The 15,217-nt window shown below is 68.7% G+C and carries 14 protein-coding genes; 7 read left to right on the top strand and 7 right to left on the bottom strand.

The features are described from left to right. Positions 1-44: 44 nt before the first annotated feature. The 3 genes from ACFXIV_RS14400 to ACFXIV_RS14390 are packed head-to-tail and all read left to right on the top strand — an operon-like array spanning position 45 to position 3,072. Positions 45-590, top strand: a complete 546-nt coding sequence (locus ACFXIV_RS14400; RefSeq protein ID WP_379404154.1) for an ATP/GTP-binding protein — start codon at positions 45-47, stop codon at positions 588-590. Continuing rightward, positions 587-1,849, top strand: coding sequence for a cytochrome P450 (locus ACFXIV_RS14395; RefSeq protein WP_379404129.1), 1,263 nt, complete (start codon positions 587-589; stop codon positions 1,847-1,849). Before ACFXIV_RS14400 ends, ACFXIV_RS14395 begins: the two co-directional genes overlap by 4 nt. Positions 1,850-1,884: 35 nt before the next feature. Then, positions 1,885-3,072, top strand: coding sequence for a cytochrome P450 (locus ACFXIV_RS14390; protein WP_379404128.1), 1,188 nt, complete (start codon positions 1,885-1,887; stop codon positions 3,070-3,072). A 70-nt stretch (positions 3,073-3,142) separates the two neighbouring features. Here the strand turns inward: ACFXIV_RS14390 and ACFXIV_RS14385 are convergent, their stop codons facing one another. Continuing rightward, a complete protein-coding gene (locus tag ACFXIV_RS14385; RefSeq protein WP_379404127.1) occupies positions 3,143-4,315 on the bottom strand; it encodes a CDGSH iron-sulfur domain-containing protein in 1,173 nt (390 codons plus the stop codon). Positions 4,316-4,571: 256 nt separating this feature from the next. Between ACFXIV_RS14385 and ACFXIV_RS14380 the strand changes: the two genes are divergently transcribed. The 3 genes from ACFXIV_RS14380 to ACFXIV_RS14370 all read left to right on the top strand — a co-directional run bounded on the left by ACFXIV_RS14380 (position 4,572) and on the right by ACFXIV_RS14370 (position 7,337). Then, a complete protein-coding gene (locus ACFXIV_RS14380; RefSeq protein WP_379404126.1) occupies positions 4,572-4,835 on the top strand; it encodes a GlsB/YeaQ/YmgE family stress response membrane protein in 264 nt (87 codons plus the stop codon). A 443-nt stretch (positions 4,836-5,278) separates the two neighbouring features. Then, positions 5,279-6,622 carry a 4-aminobutyrate--2-oxoglutarate transaminase gene (gabT, locus tag ACFXIV_RS14375; RefSeq protein ID WP_379399259.1) on the top strand — a complete coding sequence of 448 codons (1,344 nt, stop codon included), beginning with the start codon at positions 5,279-5,281 and terminating at the stop codon, positions 6,620-6,622. A 34-nt stretch (positions 6,623-6,656) separates the two neighbouring features. After that, positions 6,657-7,337 carry an aldehyde dehydrogenase family protein gene (locus ACFXIV_RS14370; RefSeq protein WP_379399260.1) on the top strand — a complete coding sequence of 227 codons (681 nt, stop codon included), beginning with the start codon at positions 6,657-6,659 and terminating at the stop codon, positions 7,335-7,337. A 25-nt stretch (positions 7,338-7,362) separates the two neighbouring features. On the opposite strand, the gene ACFXIV_RS14365 is transcribed toward ACFXIV_RS14370, so the two are convergent. Further along, entirely contained in the window at positions 7,363-8,340 is a 978-nt protein-coding gene (locus tag ACFXIV_RS14365) for a zinc-binding dehydrogenase (RefSeq protein WP_379399261.1), read from the bottom strand. A 90-nt stretch (positions 8,341-8,430) separates the two neighbouring features. After that, the gene (locus ACFXIV_RS14360) at positions 8,431-9,021 is read right to left on the bottom strand and encodes a TetR/AcrR family transcriptional regulator (protein ID WP_379378675.1); all 591 of its coding nucleotides are present in this window, start codon (positions 9,019-9,021) and stop codon (positions 8,431-8,433) included. Between the two features lie 172 nt (positions 9,022-9,193). On the opposite strand from ACFXIV_RS14360, the gene ACFXIV_RS14355 reads away from it, so the two are divergent. Then, the gene (locus tag ACFXIV_RS14355; protein ID WP_379399262.1) at positions 9,194-10,690 is read left to right on the top strand and encodes a cytochrome P450; all 1,497 of its coding nucleotides are present in this window, start codon (positions 9,194-9,196) and stop codon (positions 10,688-10,690) included. Here ACFXIV_RS14355 and ACFXIV_RS14350 read toward each other — a convergent pair. From ACFXIV_RS14350 to ACFXIV_RS14335, 4 genes are all read right to left on the bottom strand, one after another. Next, positions 10,665-11,690, bottom strand: a complete 1,026-nt coding sequence (locus ACFXIV_RS14350) for a helix-turn-helix domain-containing protein (RefSeq protein WP_379399263.1) — start codon at positions 11,688-11,690, stop codon at positions 10,665-10,667. The genes ACFXIV_RS14355 and ACFXIV_RS14350 overlap by 26 nt on opposite strands. A 141-nt stretch (positions 11,691-11,831) precedes the next feature. Then, positions 11,832-12,767 (bottom strand): ParB N-terminal domain-containing protein, encoded by a 936-nt coding sequence (locus ACFXIV_RS14345; RefSeq protein ID WP_379399264.1) that lies wholly within the window; start codon positions 12,765-12,767, stop codon positions 11,832-11,834. 308 nt (positions 12,768-13,075) lie between these two features. After that, positions 13,076-14,092 carry a GAF domain-containing protein gene (locus tag ACFXIV_RS14340; RefSeq protein WP_379399265.1) on the bottom strand — a complete coding sequence of 339 codons (1,017 nt, stop codon included), beginning with the start codon at positions 14,090-14,092 and terminating at the stop codon, positions 13,076-13,078. Positions 14,093-14,106: 14 nt separating this feature from the next. Next, positions 14,107-15,177, bottom strand: a complete 1,071-nt coding sequence (locus ACFXIV_RS14335) for an SDR family NAD(P)-dependent oxidoreductase (protein ID WP_379399266.1) — start codon at positions 15,175-15,177, stop codon at positions 14,107-14,109. Positions 15,178-15,217: the final 40 nt, after the last annotated feature.

The raw sequence follows: 15,217 nt of genomic DNA, 5'->3' as shown, positions 1-15,217 counted from the left end.
CGGCCCGCGCCGACGCCCCGCTGCACGCCGATGCCCGGCAGGGCCTGAAGATCGTGATCGTGGGCGGCTTCGGCGTCGGCAAGACCACCATGGTCCGCTCGATCAGCGAGATCCGCCCGCTGGACACCGAGGCCACCATGACCCAGGCCGGCCAGGACGTCGACGATCTCGCGGGCGTGCCCGGAAAGACCACCACCACGGTGGCTTTCGACTTCGGCCGCATCACCATCGACACCGAGCACGTGCTGTACCTGTTCGGCGCGCCCGGCCAGGAACGCTTCTGGTTCCTGTGGGACCGCCTGTTCGCGGGCGCGCTGGGCGCCATCGTGCTGGTGGATCAGCGGCGGATCGCCGACTCCTGGTACGCCATCGACCGGCTCGAGCACCAGCGCACCCCGTTCATCGTGGCGTGCAACAACTTCGGACCCGGTCCGGCCCTGCCCGCGGTGCGCGAGGCGCTGGATCTGGACCTGCACATCCCGCTGCTCGACTGCGACGCCCGCGACCGCGACTCCTGCAAGAACGTCCTGATCGCCCTGGTCGAATACCTCTCTCACCCGGAGACCGCGCTGTGGAGGAATCCCGCATGACATCGCCCGCGCCGGGTTCCTGCCCCGTGCCCCACGAGCCCGGCGTGGTGCCGTTGAGCGGCCCCCGCTTCCGCACCGACCCGCATTCGCTCTACCGGGAGATGCGCCGCGACCACGGGCCGGTGGCCGCGGTCGAGCTGCCCGGCGGGATTCCGGCCTGGCTGGTGCTGGGGTATCGGGAGATGCACCAGGTCACCAGTTCTCCCGAACTGTTCCCCCGCGATGTCAGCCTGTGGAATCAGTGGCCGAACATCCCGCCGGACTGGCCGCTGCTGCCCATGGTCGGCTCGCCCATGCCGTCGATCTATTTCACGGCGGGCGCGGAGCATCGGCGGCACCTGGCCATGGTCGAGCCCGCGCTGGAATCGGTGGATCCGTTCGAATTACGCCGGGTCTGTGAGGGTTTGGCCGATCGGCTGATCGACTCCTTCTGCGGTCGCGGCCAGGCCGATCTGGTGGGCGAGTTCGCCGAACCGCTGCCCGTGCTCGTCCTGGCCTGGCTGCTGGGCATTCCCGACGCCGAGGGCCCCGGGCTGGCGCGGGCCATGAAGGTGATGGCCGACGGCGGCGTGGATGCGCAGGCGGCGCACCTGCAGTTCATGCAGTACATCCAGCATCTGCTGGCGGTGAAGAAGACCGCGCCGGGCGATGATCTGGTCTCGCGCATGCTGGCCTTCCCGGCGCCGTTCACCGATGAGGAGTACGTCAACGACCTGATGGCCGTGACGGCCGCGGGACACCTGCCGACCGCGGACTGGCTGGTCAATTCGGTGCGCCTGATGCTCACCGACGACCGCTTCGCGGCCGCGCTGGGCGGCGGGCGGCGCAGTGTGGACCAGGCGATGAACGAGGTGCTGTGGGAGGACTCCCCCACCTCGATCCTGGCCGGGCGCTGGGCCGCGCGCGATACGCGCCTGGCGGACCGGACGATTCGCGCCGGCGACCTGCTGCTGCTCGGGCTGGCCGCCGCGAACACCGATCCGCACGTGCGCCAGGCGGTCGGCGAGGCCGCCACCCACACCGGCAACAATGCGCACTTCGCGTTCAGCCACGGCGAGTACCGCTGCCCGTTCCCGGCGCAGCAGATCGCGGAGGTGGTGGCGCGCACCGGCATCGAGGTGCTGCTGGACCGGCTGCCGGACATCGATCTGGCGGTGCCCGCGCAGAACCTGGTGCGGCGGCCGTCGCCGTTCCTGCGCGGAATGACTTCCCTTCCTGTTGTTTTCACTCCTGTTCGTGCTCTCGGAGGTTTCCAGTGAGTTCCCCCTGCCCGCATGCGATTTCGATAGATCCGATGGTCGGTGATCTCGCCGGCGAGACCACCCGTCTGCGCGCCGCCGGGGCGGTCACCCGGATCGATCTGCTCGGCGCCCCCGCCTGGACGATCACCGACCACACCATCGCCCGCCAGCTGCTCACCGACACCAGGCTGGTCAAGGACATCAATGCCTGGAAGCTGTGGCGGGACGACGTCGTCACCCGGCAGTGGCCGCTGATCGGCATGATCGACGCCGGCCGCTCCATGTTCACCGTGGACGGCCCGGAGCACCGCCGCCTGCGCATCAAGACCACCCAGGCGCTGACCCCGCGCCGCCTGGAAGCCTTGCGCCCCACCATCGAACGGCTCACCAAGGAGCTGCTCGACGATCTGGACGAGGCGGGCCACGACGGCGCGGCGGTGGATCTCAAGCAGGTCGTCGCCTACCCGCTGCCCATGCGGGTGATCTCCGAGCTCATGGGGGTGCCGCGCGCGGACCACCCGATGCTGCTGGACTGGTACAAGAAGTTCTTCTCCATGGTCACCCCGCAGGACGAGCGCCTGCAGATCATCGAGGACATGGACGTCTACTTCACCGAGATGGTCCGCCGCAAGACCGCCGAGCCCGGCGACGATCTCACCAGCGCGCTGATCCTGGCCGACGAGGGCGGCGAGCCGCTCACCGAGGAGGAGGTGGTCGGCAACCTGAAGGCACTGGTCGCCGCCGGGCACGAGACCACCGTGAGCCTGATCCTGAATGCGGTGCGCGCCTTGCTGACCCGGCCCGAACAGCTGGCCCGGGTGCGCTCGGAGGAGGTGGAGTGGAAGCAGGTCATCGAGGAGACGCTGCGCTGGGACGGCCCGGTCACCCATCTGCTCATGCGCTTCGCCACCGAGGACATCACCGTCGGCGACACCGTGATCGAGCAGGGTGAGGGCGTGGTCATGTCCTACCGTGCCATCGGCCGCGACACCGCGGTCTTCGGCGAGGACGCCGACGATTTCGACATCACCCGGCCGAGCGCGCACCGCAATATCTCCTTCGGATACGGCCCGCACATCTGCCCGGGCGCGGCGCTGGCCCGCCTCGAAGCGGGCATCGCGCTGCCCGCCCTGTTCGACCGCTTCCCGGAGCTCCGGCTGGCCACCCCGGTCGAGGAGATCGTCAATCTTCCGGTCATGACCCAGAACGACATCGCCGCCATGCCGATCCACGTGGGCTGAGCCGGGATTCGGCGCGCGGACGACTGTCCGGGCCGCACGATCACGACTCGGTGATCGCGGCCCGGGCGGGTCACGGGCGCATGCCGGATTCGGTCCACCTCCTGAAGACGTCCACCTTCTCCGTCGACCAGGCGCCGTCGCAGGGCATGGTGCCGGCTGCGAGGCGGTCGAGGATCTCGGCGGCGTGCTTGGTGACGTCGTCGAGCGACCACAGGTCGAAGACGAAGCTCATCGAGCGCTGATCCTTGTCCCGGAACAGGGGTTTGATGTGGGCGGCGAAGCCCACGGCCTCCTCGGGTCGGGGCAGGGCAGGGTCGGATGATTCGGCGGACGGCTGCGGCGCCACGTAGGACGGCGGTCCGGCCGGGCCCCAATCCCAGTCGGGCGCAGGGCCTTCGGCGGTGACCGCCCAGGCCACGAAAGCGGCGAAGGCGGAACGGAATTCGGGATCATCCGGGAGTCCGGACTCGCGTGCGGCGCGCAGGATCAGCTGTCCCCAGCGCTCCTGCTGATCCTCGGTCAGGTCGGGCCTGGACCGCGGTTCGTCCGACTCCCGGGGCGCGCCGAACGCGACGGCCAGCCAATCCGCATCCCGGCGTGCGTGATCGGCGTCAGGATCGCTGAAAGCCGCTGCCAGGATCGCATCATCCGGTATCAACTGTTCATAGAGCAGCGCGGTCATCCGCCGCAGTGCCGGATAGCCGCCCGCCCATTCGAACAGCGTCGGCTCCCGGCCAGGCGCGGGTACCGGATCCTGGAAGCCGACATACCAGTGCATACCGCTGCAGAACGGCTTGTTGCGGGACTGTCCGCACCGGCACAGCGCGTAGTGCTCGGCGGAAGCGCCTGCGGCACGGCCGATATCGCCCCCTTCGGGGCCGGTCAGCGGGATCCCGCCGCGAATCCGGTAGGGCCGTCCTTGGTCACCTCGACGACCGGGCAGGTGCAGCATCTCCTGGGTGGCCACGTGCGACACCAGTTTCCGCCAGCGCGTGACCTTCTCGGCCTCGGCGGCGCTCAGGCCCTCCGCGGCGGAGGTCTTGAGGGAGAAGGCCGCGAACAGGTACTGGCACATGATGCCGTGTTCGAGTTCGGCGGCCTGGCAGAGCATGTAGATGAGCGCTTCGCGGTGTTCGATGACGAACGGCGCCTCCGGGGCCGCCAGTCCGCCGCGGGCGGCGATGGTCCGGGCCAGGGCGCCCCGGCCGGTGAGAGAGGGAGTTTCGGGCGCATTCGCACTCATGCGCATGCCTTTCGGAACCCGGCGGACTCCCCACGCAGCCACACTGCCGTCGTGCAGGAGCCACTGCCGTCATGACGTCGTCGGCCTCCATCATGACCCGGAAAACCCAGCGTCGACGAGGGTTTCGCTGCCCGAGAACGCAGGTCCGGCCGCCGCTCACGGGACGAAACGCGCAAGCCGGTGTATTGCGACACGCTCATTTCGGGCGTCGGCCCTGCTACCTTCGAATGCGCCACCTCGAGGCAAGGAGCATGCCATGGGCATCATCACGATGATCATCATCGGCCTCATTGCGGGCGCGATCGCCCGCCTTCTGGTTCCGGGCAAGGAGGATTTCGGCATCATCTGGACCGCCGTTCTCGGCATCATCGGCGGTTACGTCGGCGGCACCCTGGGCAGTCTGGTCTTCGCCCCGCACAAGTTCAGCGTGCATCCCCCGGTCCAGCACACCTTCCTCGGCGCCATCATCGGCGCCATCGTGGTGCTGGTCGTCTACAAGTGGATCAGAGCCCGCGTCTGACCTGCCGCACAACCGAATACGACCGAGGGGCGGGGCCGCTGATTCGCGGCCCCGCCCCTCGTGTGTCGACAGCCTTGCGCGTGATGAGGGGTCCGCACAATCCTGCCGCCACGACGCCGTCCCCACGGCGCCCTCAGCCGCAGGTGGTCTACGGCCCGAGCTCTTTCTACGTATCTACTAAGTAGATACGTAGAAGATAGCAGCCCCTGCCCCGTCGATCAATCGGGTTCGGCGCCGCGGTTCGAATCCTGGTGCAGGAACGGCGGAAGGCCGGCCGCGAGGTCGGGCTGGGCCAGGACCCAGCGGATGGAAACGGATATCGGCCGGGTGTACAAGTCGTCGATTTATGCCCGGCGTGTTGTCCAATTCGGCACGGGTGATCGCGGGTGCCGTGGCGCAGACTGATGACCGGTGCCACCGACCCTCGACCGGGAGAATTCCGCATGCCCTCGATCGACTACCGCCTGCCCCAGCGTCGCGACCTCGTCACCGAGCTGCCGGGCCCGCGTTCCCGGGCGCTCACCGCCCGCCGGACGGCAGCCGTGGCGGCCGGGGTCGGATCGTCGGTGCCCGTCTACGCGGCCGACGCCGACGGCGGGGTCATTCTCGATGTGGACGGGAATTCGCTGATCGATCTGGGCTCGGGCATCGCGGTCACCACGGTCGGCGCGTCCCACCCGGAGGTGGCGGCCGCGGTCGCCGAGCAGGCCGCGCGGTTCACCCACACCTGCTTCATGGTCACCCCCTACGAGAACTATATCCGCGTGGCCGAGGAACTGGCCGCACTCACGCCCGGCGCCTTCGACAAGCGGACGGTGCTGTTCAACTCGGGCGCGGAGGCGGTGGAGAACGCGGTGAAGGTGGCGCGGCTGGCGACCGGCCGGCCGGCGGTGGTCGCGTTCGATCACGCGTATCACGGCCGCACCAACCTGACCATGGCGCTGACCGCGAAATCCATGCCGTACAAGGCGCATTTCGGCCCGTTCGCACCGGACATCCACCGCATGCCCATGTCGTATCCGTACCGCGACGAGCCGGGGCTGACCGGGGAACAGGCGGCGCGGCGGGCGATTTCGCGGATCGAGGTGCAGATCGGGGCCGATTCGCTGGCCGCGATCGTCATCGAGCCGATCCAGGGCGAGGGCGGATTCATCGTGCCCGCCCCGGGATTCCTTGCCACGCTGGCGAACTGGGCCCGCGAGCACGGGGTGGTGTTCATCGCCGACGAGGTGCAGACCGGATTCGCCCGCACCGGAGCGTGGTTCGCGAGCGAGCACGAGGGCATCGAGCCGGACATCGTCACCATGGCCAAGGGCATTGCGGGCGGCATGCCGTTGTCGGCCGTCACCGGCCGGGCCGAGCTGCTGGACGCGGTGCATCCGAGCGGGCTGGGCGGCACCTACGGCGGCAATCCGGTGGCGTGCGCGGCGGCGCTGGCCAGCATCGAGGTGATGCGGTCGCTGGACCTGCCGGCCCGCGCGCGGGCCATCGAGGCGACCGCCGTGCCGCGGCTGCGGGAGCTGGCCGCCGCGACCGGCGTGATCGGTGACGTACGGGGCCGGGGTGCGATGGTCGCCATCGAACTGGTCCGGCCGGGCACCGACACCCCCGACCCGGATCTCACCAAAGCCATTGCCGCCGAGGCACTCTCGCGCGGCGTGGTGCTGCTCACCTGCGGCACCTACGGAAACGTCATCCGGCTGCTGCCCCCGCTGGTGATCGGCGACGAGCTGCTCGCCGACGGTCTCGGGGTGTTGTCCGAGACGGTGCGGGATCTGACCCGCTGAGTTCGAAATTCGTTGAGTATGAGGAGAACCCGCAATGCGTGAAGTGGCCGAGCTGATGGCGGTCGTGCCGGCCGGACTCTGGATCGGCGGCGAGCAGGTCCCGGCGAGCGACGGCGCGACCTTCCCGGTGCACGATCCGGCGACCGGCGAGGTCCTCGTCGAGGTGGCCGACGCCACCCCCGCCGACGGCGCGCGGGCACTGGACGCCGCCGTGGCGGCGCAGGCGTCGTGGGCGGCCACCCCGGCCCGGGAGCGGGCCGAGATCCTGCGCCGCGCTTGGGAACTGGTGATGGCGCGGCGCGAGGACGCGGTCGCCAAGGGCGCGACGGTCGCCACCGGCGGCGCGGCGGTGCCCGGACCCGGCTGGTTCTACGAGCCGACCGTGCTCACCGAGGTGCCCGCCGACGCACGCATCCTGCGCGAGGAGGTGTTCGGCCCGGTCGCCGCGATTACCGGATTCGACGGCGAGGCCGCCGGTATCGCCGCCGCCAATGACACCGAATTCGGTTTGGCCGCCTACATTTACACCCGCGACCTGGACCGCGCGCTGCGGGTGTCCGAGGCGCTGGAATCGGGCATGGTGGGCGTGAACCGGGGCGTCATCTCCGATGTGGCCGCGCCGTTCGGCGGCGTGAAGCAGTCCGGGCTGGGCCGGGAGGCCGGGGTCGAAGGCATCGAGGAGTACCTGGAGACCAAATACATCGCCCTGCCCTAGCGGAATCCGGCCCCGGCCGTCCGGACTAGCCGACGGCAACCGTCATCTTGCCGCCGGCGGTCCCGGACTCCATCACCTCGTGCGCCCGCACGATCTCGTCGAAGGTGAAGGTGCGCACCGGTTTCGCGTGGTACACACCGGCTTCGGCCTTGGCGACGAGGTCCGCGAGCGGGACCGCCGAGAGCGGGAATCCGGGCGTCCCGAAGACGAAGCTGCCGAAGAAGGACAGCTGGACTCCGCTGGGCAGGTCGGCGATCGGGTCGAACTCGGGTACGGGGGCCAGGCCGCCGAGGAATCCGGCCTGGCAGACGCGCCCGCGCGGTCGCACGGTCGCGACCGAATCACGCAGGACGGAGTTGCCGACCAGATCCAGCAGGGCGTCGACGACGAATCCGGCCGCGTGCACGCGCTCCGACAGGTTGCCGTCCTCGGTGAGAACCACTGCCGCACCGATCTTTTCGAGCATCGCCGCATTCGCCTGCGATCGGGTGGTGGCGATGACCGTGGCCCCGAGGTCGGCGGCGATGTTCACCGCCGCCTGTCCCAGCGACGAGGTCGCGCCGCGCACCAGCACCGTCTCGCCGTCCGTGACGGCGAGATTGTCGTGCAGGGTGGTCCACGCGGTGGCGTAGACCTCCGGGACGGCGGCGAGATCGGTCCAGGCCAAAGCGGTGTCGACCGCGACGACATTGTCCGCGGGCACGGTGACCAGCTCGGCGTAGGAGCCATTGCGGGTGCGGCCCATGCCGCCCATGATCGCCACGACCGGGGTCCCAGGAGCCAGCTTGCCCGAATGGTCGGCGGCGACGACGCCCGCGGCTTCGATACCGGTCACCTGGGCGACATCGCCCCACTGCCCCGACCGCATGTAGGTTTCCGCGTGGTTGAGCCCGAAAGCCTTGACCTCGACCAGGATTTCACCTGCGGCCGGTACCGGATCGGGCAGTTCGGTCACGGTGAGCACCTCGGGCGCACCGTAGTGGGAGATGGTGATCGCCTTCATGACATTCCTTCATTCTTGAGTGAGTGTTCAAATATTGGCGGTAAAGAGGGGCCGTCCACAAGGACGACCCTGCAACGGTTTTCGCCGCGCCTAACCGGGCGACAGCCCGGCGAAGGCATTGTCGACAATCGCGCGCAACACCGGCTCGTCGGGATTCGCCTTGCCGACCACCATCAGCCCCTGCGAGGTGGCCACCAAACCCTTCGCAACAGCGACGGGATCGACGTTCGATCGGACCTCCTTGCGACGCACGGCATTCCGCAATGCGTCCCGCATCCGATCCTCCAGCCGCGCCAGATGCCCGCGCACCACCGCAGCAGCCGCGTCATCGGTGGCGGCGTTCTCGATGGCGGTGTTCACCAGCAGGCATCCCATCCGCCCCTCAGGTGAGAGCAGATCGGCCACCAAGCCGTCGAAGTAGCCGCGCACTTGCGCCAGCGACGCGTTCGGATCATCGAGTTCGCCCAATTTCTGGGGCACGATCAGGTCCGAGTAGCGCCGCAGCGAGGCCAGGAACAGCGCGTGCTTGCCGCCCGGGAAGGCACTGTACAGGCTGCCAGGTTTCACGCCGGTCGCCTTGACCAGGTCCTCCACCGAGGTGGCCCGATACCCGCGCTCCCAGAAGCGCCGCATGGCGGCATCCACCACGTCATCGGGTTCGAATTCACGAGTGCGGGCCATACGTGCACGGTACTTGAATGGTTGTTCAAGAATCAAGGGTGAAGCTGTGACCGAACCCGTGACCCGGCGGACGCGGATACTCCACATCGCCTGCGCGAACTCCTACTCCCCAGTAGCATTCGAACGTAAGCCCTACGGGGCGAACGACTTTCGATCGCACGGGATGGTCCCCATGACAGCACCGGCCACAGGAAGCACCGAACTCCACCCGCCGCGGTGGCAACCCGCACCCATGCGCTGGCACAACACGCCGGTCACCTGGGGGCAGTCCTGGCGGCTGGCGCTGGGACTGCCCGGGCGGATCCGGGAGCGCACCATCATGCAGTACCTGGCGGCCGAGCTGCCGGGTCAGGACGATGTGCTGATCGCCCGCCTGCCGATGGCGAAGTACGTCGTCGTGCGCAGTCCGGAACTGGTCCGGCACGTACTGATCGCCAATCACGAGAACTATGTGCGCGGCGCCGAATTCGACATGCTCGCCGTGGTTTTCGGCCAGGGCCTGGTGACCCAGCACGACGATCGCCTCTACTACCGCAACAAGCGCCTGGTGCAGCCGATCTTCGCGCGCAGCGCCATCGACCAGTTCGATGTGCCCATGGTCGAGGCGGCCCAGGAGACGGCCCGGCGGCTGCGGGCGGCCGGGGCGCCGGTCGACGTGGGCGTGGAGATGACCCGCCTCATGCTGGATATCGTGGCGCGCACCATGTTCGGCACCGATCTGGACGGGCCCATCTCCAAGATCAAGCTCAAGCGGCTGCTCAAGTTCTTCGGCGTGGGCGTGGTCACCAATGTCAGCCGGACGCTGCGGCCGCTGTCCATGTGGCTGGTGCGCCGCACCGAGAAGCCCGAGAAGCAGGCGGGCTCACGGATTCCGATCCGGGCCATCCGCGCCGCCTCCTGGATGGTGGCCCCGCACATCATGTTCGAGCTGCGCGGCATCGAGAAAGCCGTGGCGGGAATCATTTCCGATCATCGCGAGGGCCGCATCACCCGCAAGGACAATCTGCTCGGCCTGCTCATGGCGGCCACCGATCCCGAGACCGGGCACCGCTACACCGATCTCGAAATCCGGGACGAGCTCATGACATTCATCGGCGCGGGCATGGAGACCTCGGCCACCGCGCTGACCTGGGTGTGGAAGCTGCTCGCCGACCATCCCGAGGCCCGGCAGCGCCTCCACGAGGAGCTCGACACCGTGCTCGGCGGGCGCGCCCCCACCGCCGCCGATGTGGACAAGCTGGTGTGGACCAAGGCCGTCTTCCTGGAGACGATGCGGCTGTACCCGCCGATCATGGCCTTCAGCAAGGTGGCGCTGGGCGAGGACGTGCTGGCGGGCTATCGCATCGAACCCGGCACCACCATCATGATCAGCATGCACGGGGTGCACGGCAATCCGCGGGTCTGGGATCGGGCGGGCGAGTTCGATCCGACGCGCTATCTGCCGGAGAACATGACCCGGCCGCATCGGGAGGCGTCGCTGGCGTTCGGGGCGGGCAAGCGGATCTGCATCGCGCAGAACTTCGCGACCATGGAGGTGGTGCTGTCCATCGCCACCATCGCCCAGCAGCTGGATCTGCGGATCGCCACCAGCGAGCCCATCCGGCCGCAGCTTTCGTTCATCGGCGCGCCGGACAAACCGCTGCTCATGCAAGCAGCGACACGGGACTGATCAGCGGGGGGGGGGCAGCGCCTCCGGTCGCCCGGTAGGCGGCCGGGGTCATACCCAGCTCGATGCGGAAGGCGCGGTAGAACTGCCGTTCGGTGGCGAAGCCGGAGTTGTGGGCGACGGCGGTGACGGGGAGATCCGGTCGGGCGGTGAGCAATCCGCAGGAGTATTCGATCCGCATCCGGCGTAGCAGGGTCGCCGGGCCCTCATCGAATTGTTCGAGGACGCGGTACAGGGTCCGGCGTGACACCCCGCAACCGGCCGCGATGCCGTCGACCGTGAGGCGCGGATCGCGGCAGTGCCGTCGCATGAATTCCATGACCTGTCTGCGGCTCAGCGTCTCCGCCGGCTCTCCCCGGACCGTCCGCCCGATGGTCAGGGAGATGGCCGAGGCCAGCAGGTCCACCGCCGAACCGGCCAGGACGGCGGCCTGTTCGGGTGCGGTGTTCTGCAAATCGGTCAGCTCGCGGAGGAAGCCGGTGACCACGCCGGCCGGACTGCGCTGCGCCACGGCGGTCGCGGTCGGGATCTCGCGCGGGGTGATCCCGGCCCGCTGCCGCAACCGGCTCAGCGGCACCTGCACCGCCGCCATCTCCCAATCCCCCTCGAACTCCCAGTGATACGGCCGTGTGCTGTCGTAGAAGACCATCTCTCCCGGCGCGACCTCGGCGACCCGGCCGTCCTGGTGCAGCCGGCCGCGTCCGGTGAGCTGAATGCTGGTGTGCAGGAACTCATCATCGGTGCGGGCGATCAGGGTCCGGGTGCGGTCCACCCGCTGCCGGGTGGCCCCCAGTTGCGACAACTCCACATCGCCGTAGGTTCCGTGCACGATCCAGCCGGTGAACTGCCCCGAAGTTCGCGGCGAAACCGCAAGCGGCACATAGGCCTCGCTGAGCCCCGCCTCCCACTGCTCGAACACCCGGCCCGAGTACTCCCCGTCCCCGCCCCGGACCTCGATCCGCCGAACCCCGGACAACCCGACCACTCCGAACTCACCCGACACCAAGATCAGTACCCACCCAGTCTTTCACGTCCCACATAGGCAGGTATGAAGCGAGCCAACGCCTTCGACGGCATCGGCACCCGCACGCGGCGCCGACCGCCGGCCGTCATCGACCCGATCGAACGCGATCGGATCGAGCTGTCACGCGGCAGTGGTCTTCTCGGCCGCGGCGGTCCGGCTGGCGGATCGGGCCAGTGCGGCCCAGTGCCGGGCCTGCTGGGAGGCCAGTTCGGCGACCAGGGCGGCGCAGTACGGCGGGAGATCATCGGCCAGGTCCGCCCAGGCCACGGGGTCCGCGGGCAGCTCGTCGAACAGGCGTAGTAGTTGCCTGCCGGATTCGGTGCGGGTCAGCGCCGGGTCCGAGCGCAGATTCCACAGTGCGCGAGCGGGATACGACAGGTCCTTCGCGGCAGCCCCAGGACCGGCCTGGGGACGCTCGTCGCGGATTCGCTCGGGGTGACACTGGCGCGGCTGTGGCGCGGGAGCCGCGAGTGCGCGCCGGGCGAGGTGGCGGCCGGGGCGCGCCGCCGACCGCTTCCGGACGGCGGCGATGGTCCGCTCCGGCAGGCCGATCACCTCGGCCAGCTTGTGGTCGGACCAGTCGGGATAGAACGAGAGCGCCTGTTCGGCCGCGGCTTTGCGGTCGGCCGCGGACAGGGGCAGGCCGTGCCTGCTGTTCAGCCGGACCGCGAGCAGCAGGGCCTGCCCGTCGTCACCGTCGAAATAGACCGCGTCGATCCACTGGGACCCGCTGCAGATTGCCGCGCGCACGCGATGGGCGCCGTCGATGACCGTCATGCGCGATCGGTGCACGACGATCGGCGGCAGGGCCGCGGCGACCTCCGACAGCGCCGTGACATGCCGGGAATTCTCGCCGGATTGCCGGATCGTGGTGTCGATGTGCAAGCGGTCCAGCGGAATTCGCACGATATCCGTGGGATTGGGCTCCAGCAGCGGGAAATTCACGTCCAGGCGCGGCCGTGCGTAGTTCTCCCCCACTCGGATCGCCCGGGTGACGATCCACTGCCAGATGCGGCCGCGCGGGTGCACCCACCACGCGTATGTCGGTCCGAGCACTGCGCCGCCTCCCAACGCCGAGCAGCCCCGATTCCCGGAGCACTCCGCGAGCGTTCCCGGGCAGGGCTTTCCTACGACGCGACAAGCGGCATCACACGGATCACCGGCAAGATTCCCGCTCACGCGGGTGCGTGTACGCGGCAGTGTATCGACGCGCACACAGTGTGATCAATTGAGCAAATCGTGTGCCTGCCTGCGTATTTACTGGCGAAACACGCTGACCTGGAGCGGCAGTCCCGGACCGATTCGGACGGTGTTAGATACACAACAAACATTGCCGCTGGTCTGTTTGCTGGCGGTCGGGTGACCTAGTCCACGTCCGGCATATCCGGATCCCGGACGGTGACCAGGGCGGCCGTCGTGTGCTGGTCCAGTGCCATGAGCACGGCCCGGGCTCGCACCGATTTCCAGCCCCCGTCGAGCGTCCGGAGCCGCAGCCGCCCGGCGGTGCGGGAGTGAGCGAGGTTGCGGCTCATGGTCTTCGCCGTCTCGATATCGTCCGGGTGGATCGCCGGCTCCGGTTCGCCCGCCAGCGACTGCCAGGCGATGCCCGGCATGGGCGGACCCATCCAGCGCAGCAGCCGCAGGGTGCGCAGGTCGACAATGGCCCGGAAATCGCCCTCCGCGGCGGCCGCATCGAGCACCCGGTGCTCGAGGATCACCGGCGGCGGCGCGGCGCTGACGTCGGTGGCATCACCGATGTCATGCGTGACGCCACGCATGAACACCTCGGAATTCCCGGCGGCATCGGTCTCTTCGATGATCCGGCACGAGAAGTGCGCCGCCCGCAAGGCGCCGTCGTCGCGGCGGACCGTCCACACCGCCTGATGCTCGGTGCCCGGCGCCGACCGGACCACCTTGGCCAGGGCGTCGGATTCGTCGCTATTGGTGATGACGCGGGCGAACACGCCCGCGATGGCGTGCTCGCGCGCCCGATTCTCCGGCGCGACACCGTAGAGATCCAGCAGATCGTCCGAGCGCGTGGACTTCGAGGTGGACAGGTTGAAGTACCACGCCCCCACCGGATCTCGCGGCGGCACCGTCTCCTCCGCCGGACCCGACCACACCAGCACGGCGTGCATGCGCTCCGGGGTGATCAGCAGCGGCGCGGTGAGAGTCCGCCGGCGGCCGCCGTCGCTCATGACCTCCACCGGCGCCAGTGCCTCCGCGGTCGCCGCCACCGCCCCGCGGATCGTCGCCAGCGTCTCACGCTGCCGGAAGATCTGCGTCAGCGGCACGAACTTCCTTGGCGCACTGCCCAGTCCGATGACGGTCGGCTCCCCGCCGCCGAACGTCTCTATCAGCAGCCATCGTGTACCTGGCATCGTGTCTTCCCCTTTTATCCCCTGACCACGAGCCGAATCAGCTTCTCGTACTGCCCGCCCGCCACCCTGGCGGCGACTTCGGCAAGGATCGCGTCGGGTCCTATCAGTACACGACTCTTCCCCCGCGCGACACCACGCAGAATCACCTGCGCCGCAATACCGGGATCGGTGCGGGCCACATACCGGTCGAACCGCTGCGCCGCCCGCTCCGCATCCACCCCCGCCGCCGCCAACGCCGACCAGGCGATCCCGGTCTTCACCCCACCCGGAAACACGCAGCTGACAGCAACATTCGGCTGTCCGCGCAATTCCGACCGCAGCGACTCGGTGAAGCCGCGAATCGCGAACTTGGCCGCCGTGTAGGGCGCGGCCCCGCCGAGCCCGATCAACCCGTACGCCGACGAGAGATTCGCGATCCGTCCCTCGGGCGACTTCACCACATACGGCAGGAAGGCTCTCGTACTCACCACGGTCGCACCGAAATTCGCCCGCATCACCGCCTCGAAGTCGCCCGGCTCGGACTCCGCCACCCCGCCATAGAAAAGCTTCCCCGCATTGTTGATCAACACATCCACACCCCCGAGCCGCCCCACCACCTCGGCCGCAACCTCCCCCATCCGCTCCGGATCAGCGACATCGGCCACCAGCCCCACCACCTCCCCATCCCCACCCCTGACCATCCCTGCCGTCTCCCCCAGCGCCCCTTCATTCGTATCCAACAGCACCACCGACGCCCCCTCCCGCCCCAGCCGCACCGCCAGCTCCCGCCCGATCCCGGCCCCCGCCCCGGTAACCACAGCAACCCGACCCGCATAGAAACTACGATCCATACCCGTGAGTCTGCACAGACCGCTGGCATCCCGCGAGACATGTTCCGCGCCAACCCATCCGATCGCCCAGGGTCGCAACCTTCTCCGTTCGACCCAATCAGTAACGACGACCGATTCCGGCCGCGCCGTCGACGAACTGATCCACGACATACTCACCCCGGTGATCGCATCCTCACGCTGACATCGAGCGATCCGCGCCCACAACAAGGCCGTTGTATCAACAATTGAGAGGATCTCCGACGAATACCAGAGCAACCATGTAGATTGAATCTATGTAGATGTCATCTACATAGAT

The organism is Nocardia sp. NPDC059236, assembly GCF_042754085.1.
Taxonomy (GTDB): domain Bacteria; phylum Actinomycetota; class Actinomycetes; order Mycobacteriales; family Mycobacteriaceae; genus Nocardia.
Note: the sequence above shows the minus strand (reverse complement) of the source record. Positions and strands in the feature narration are given on the sequence as shown.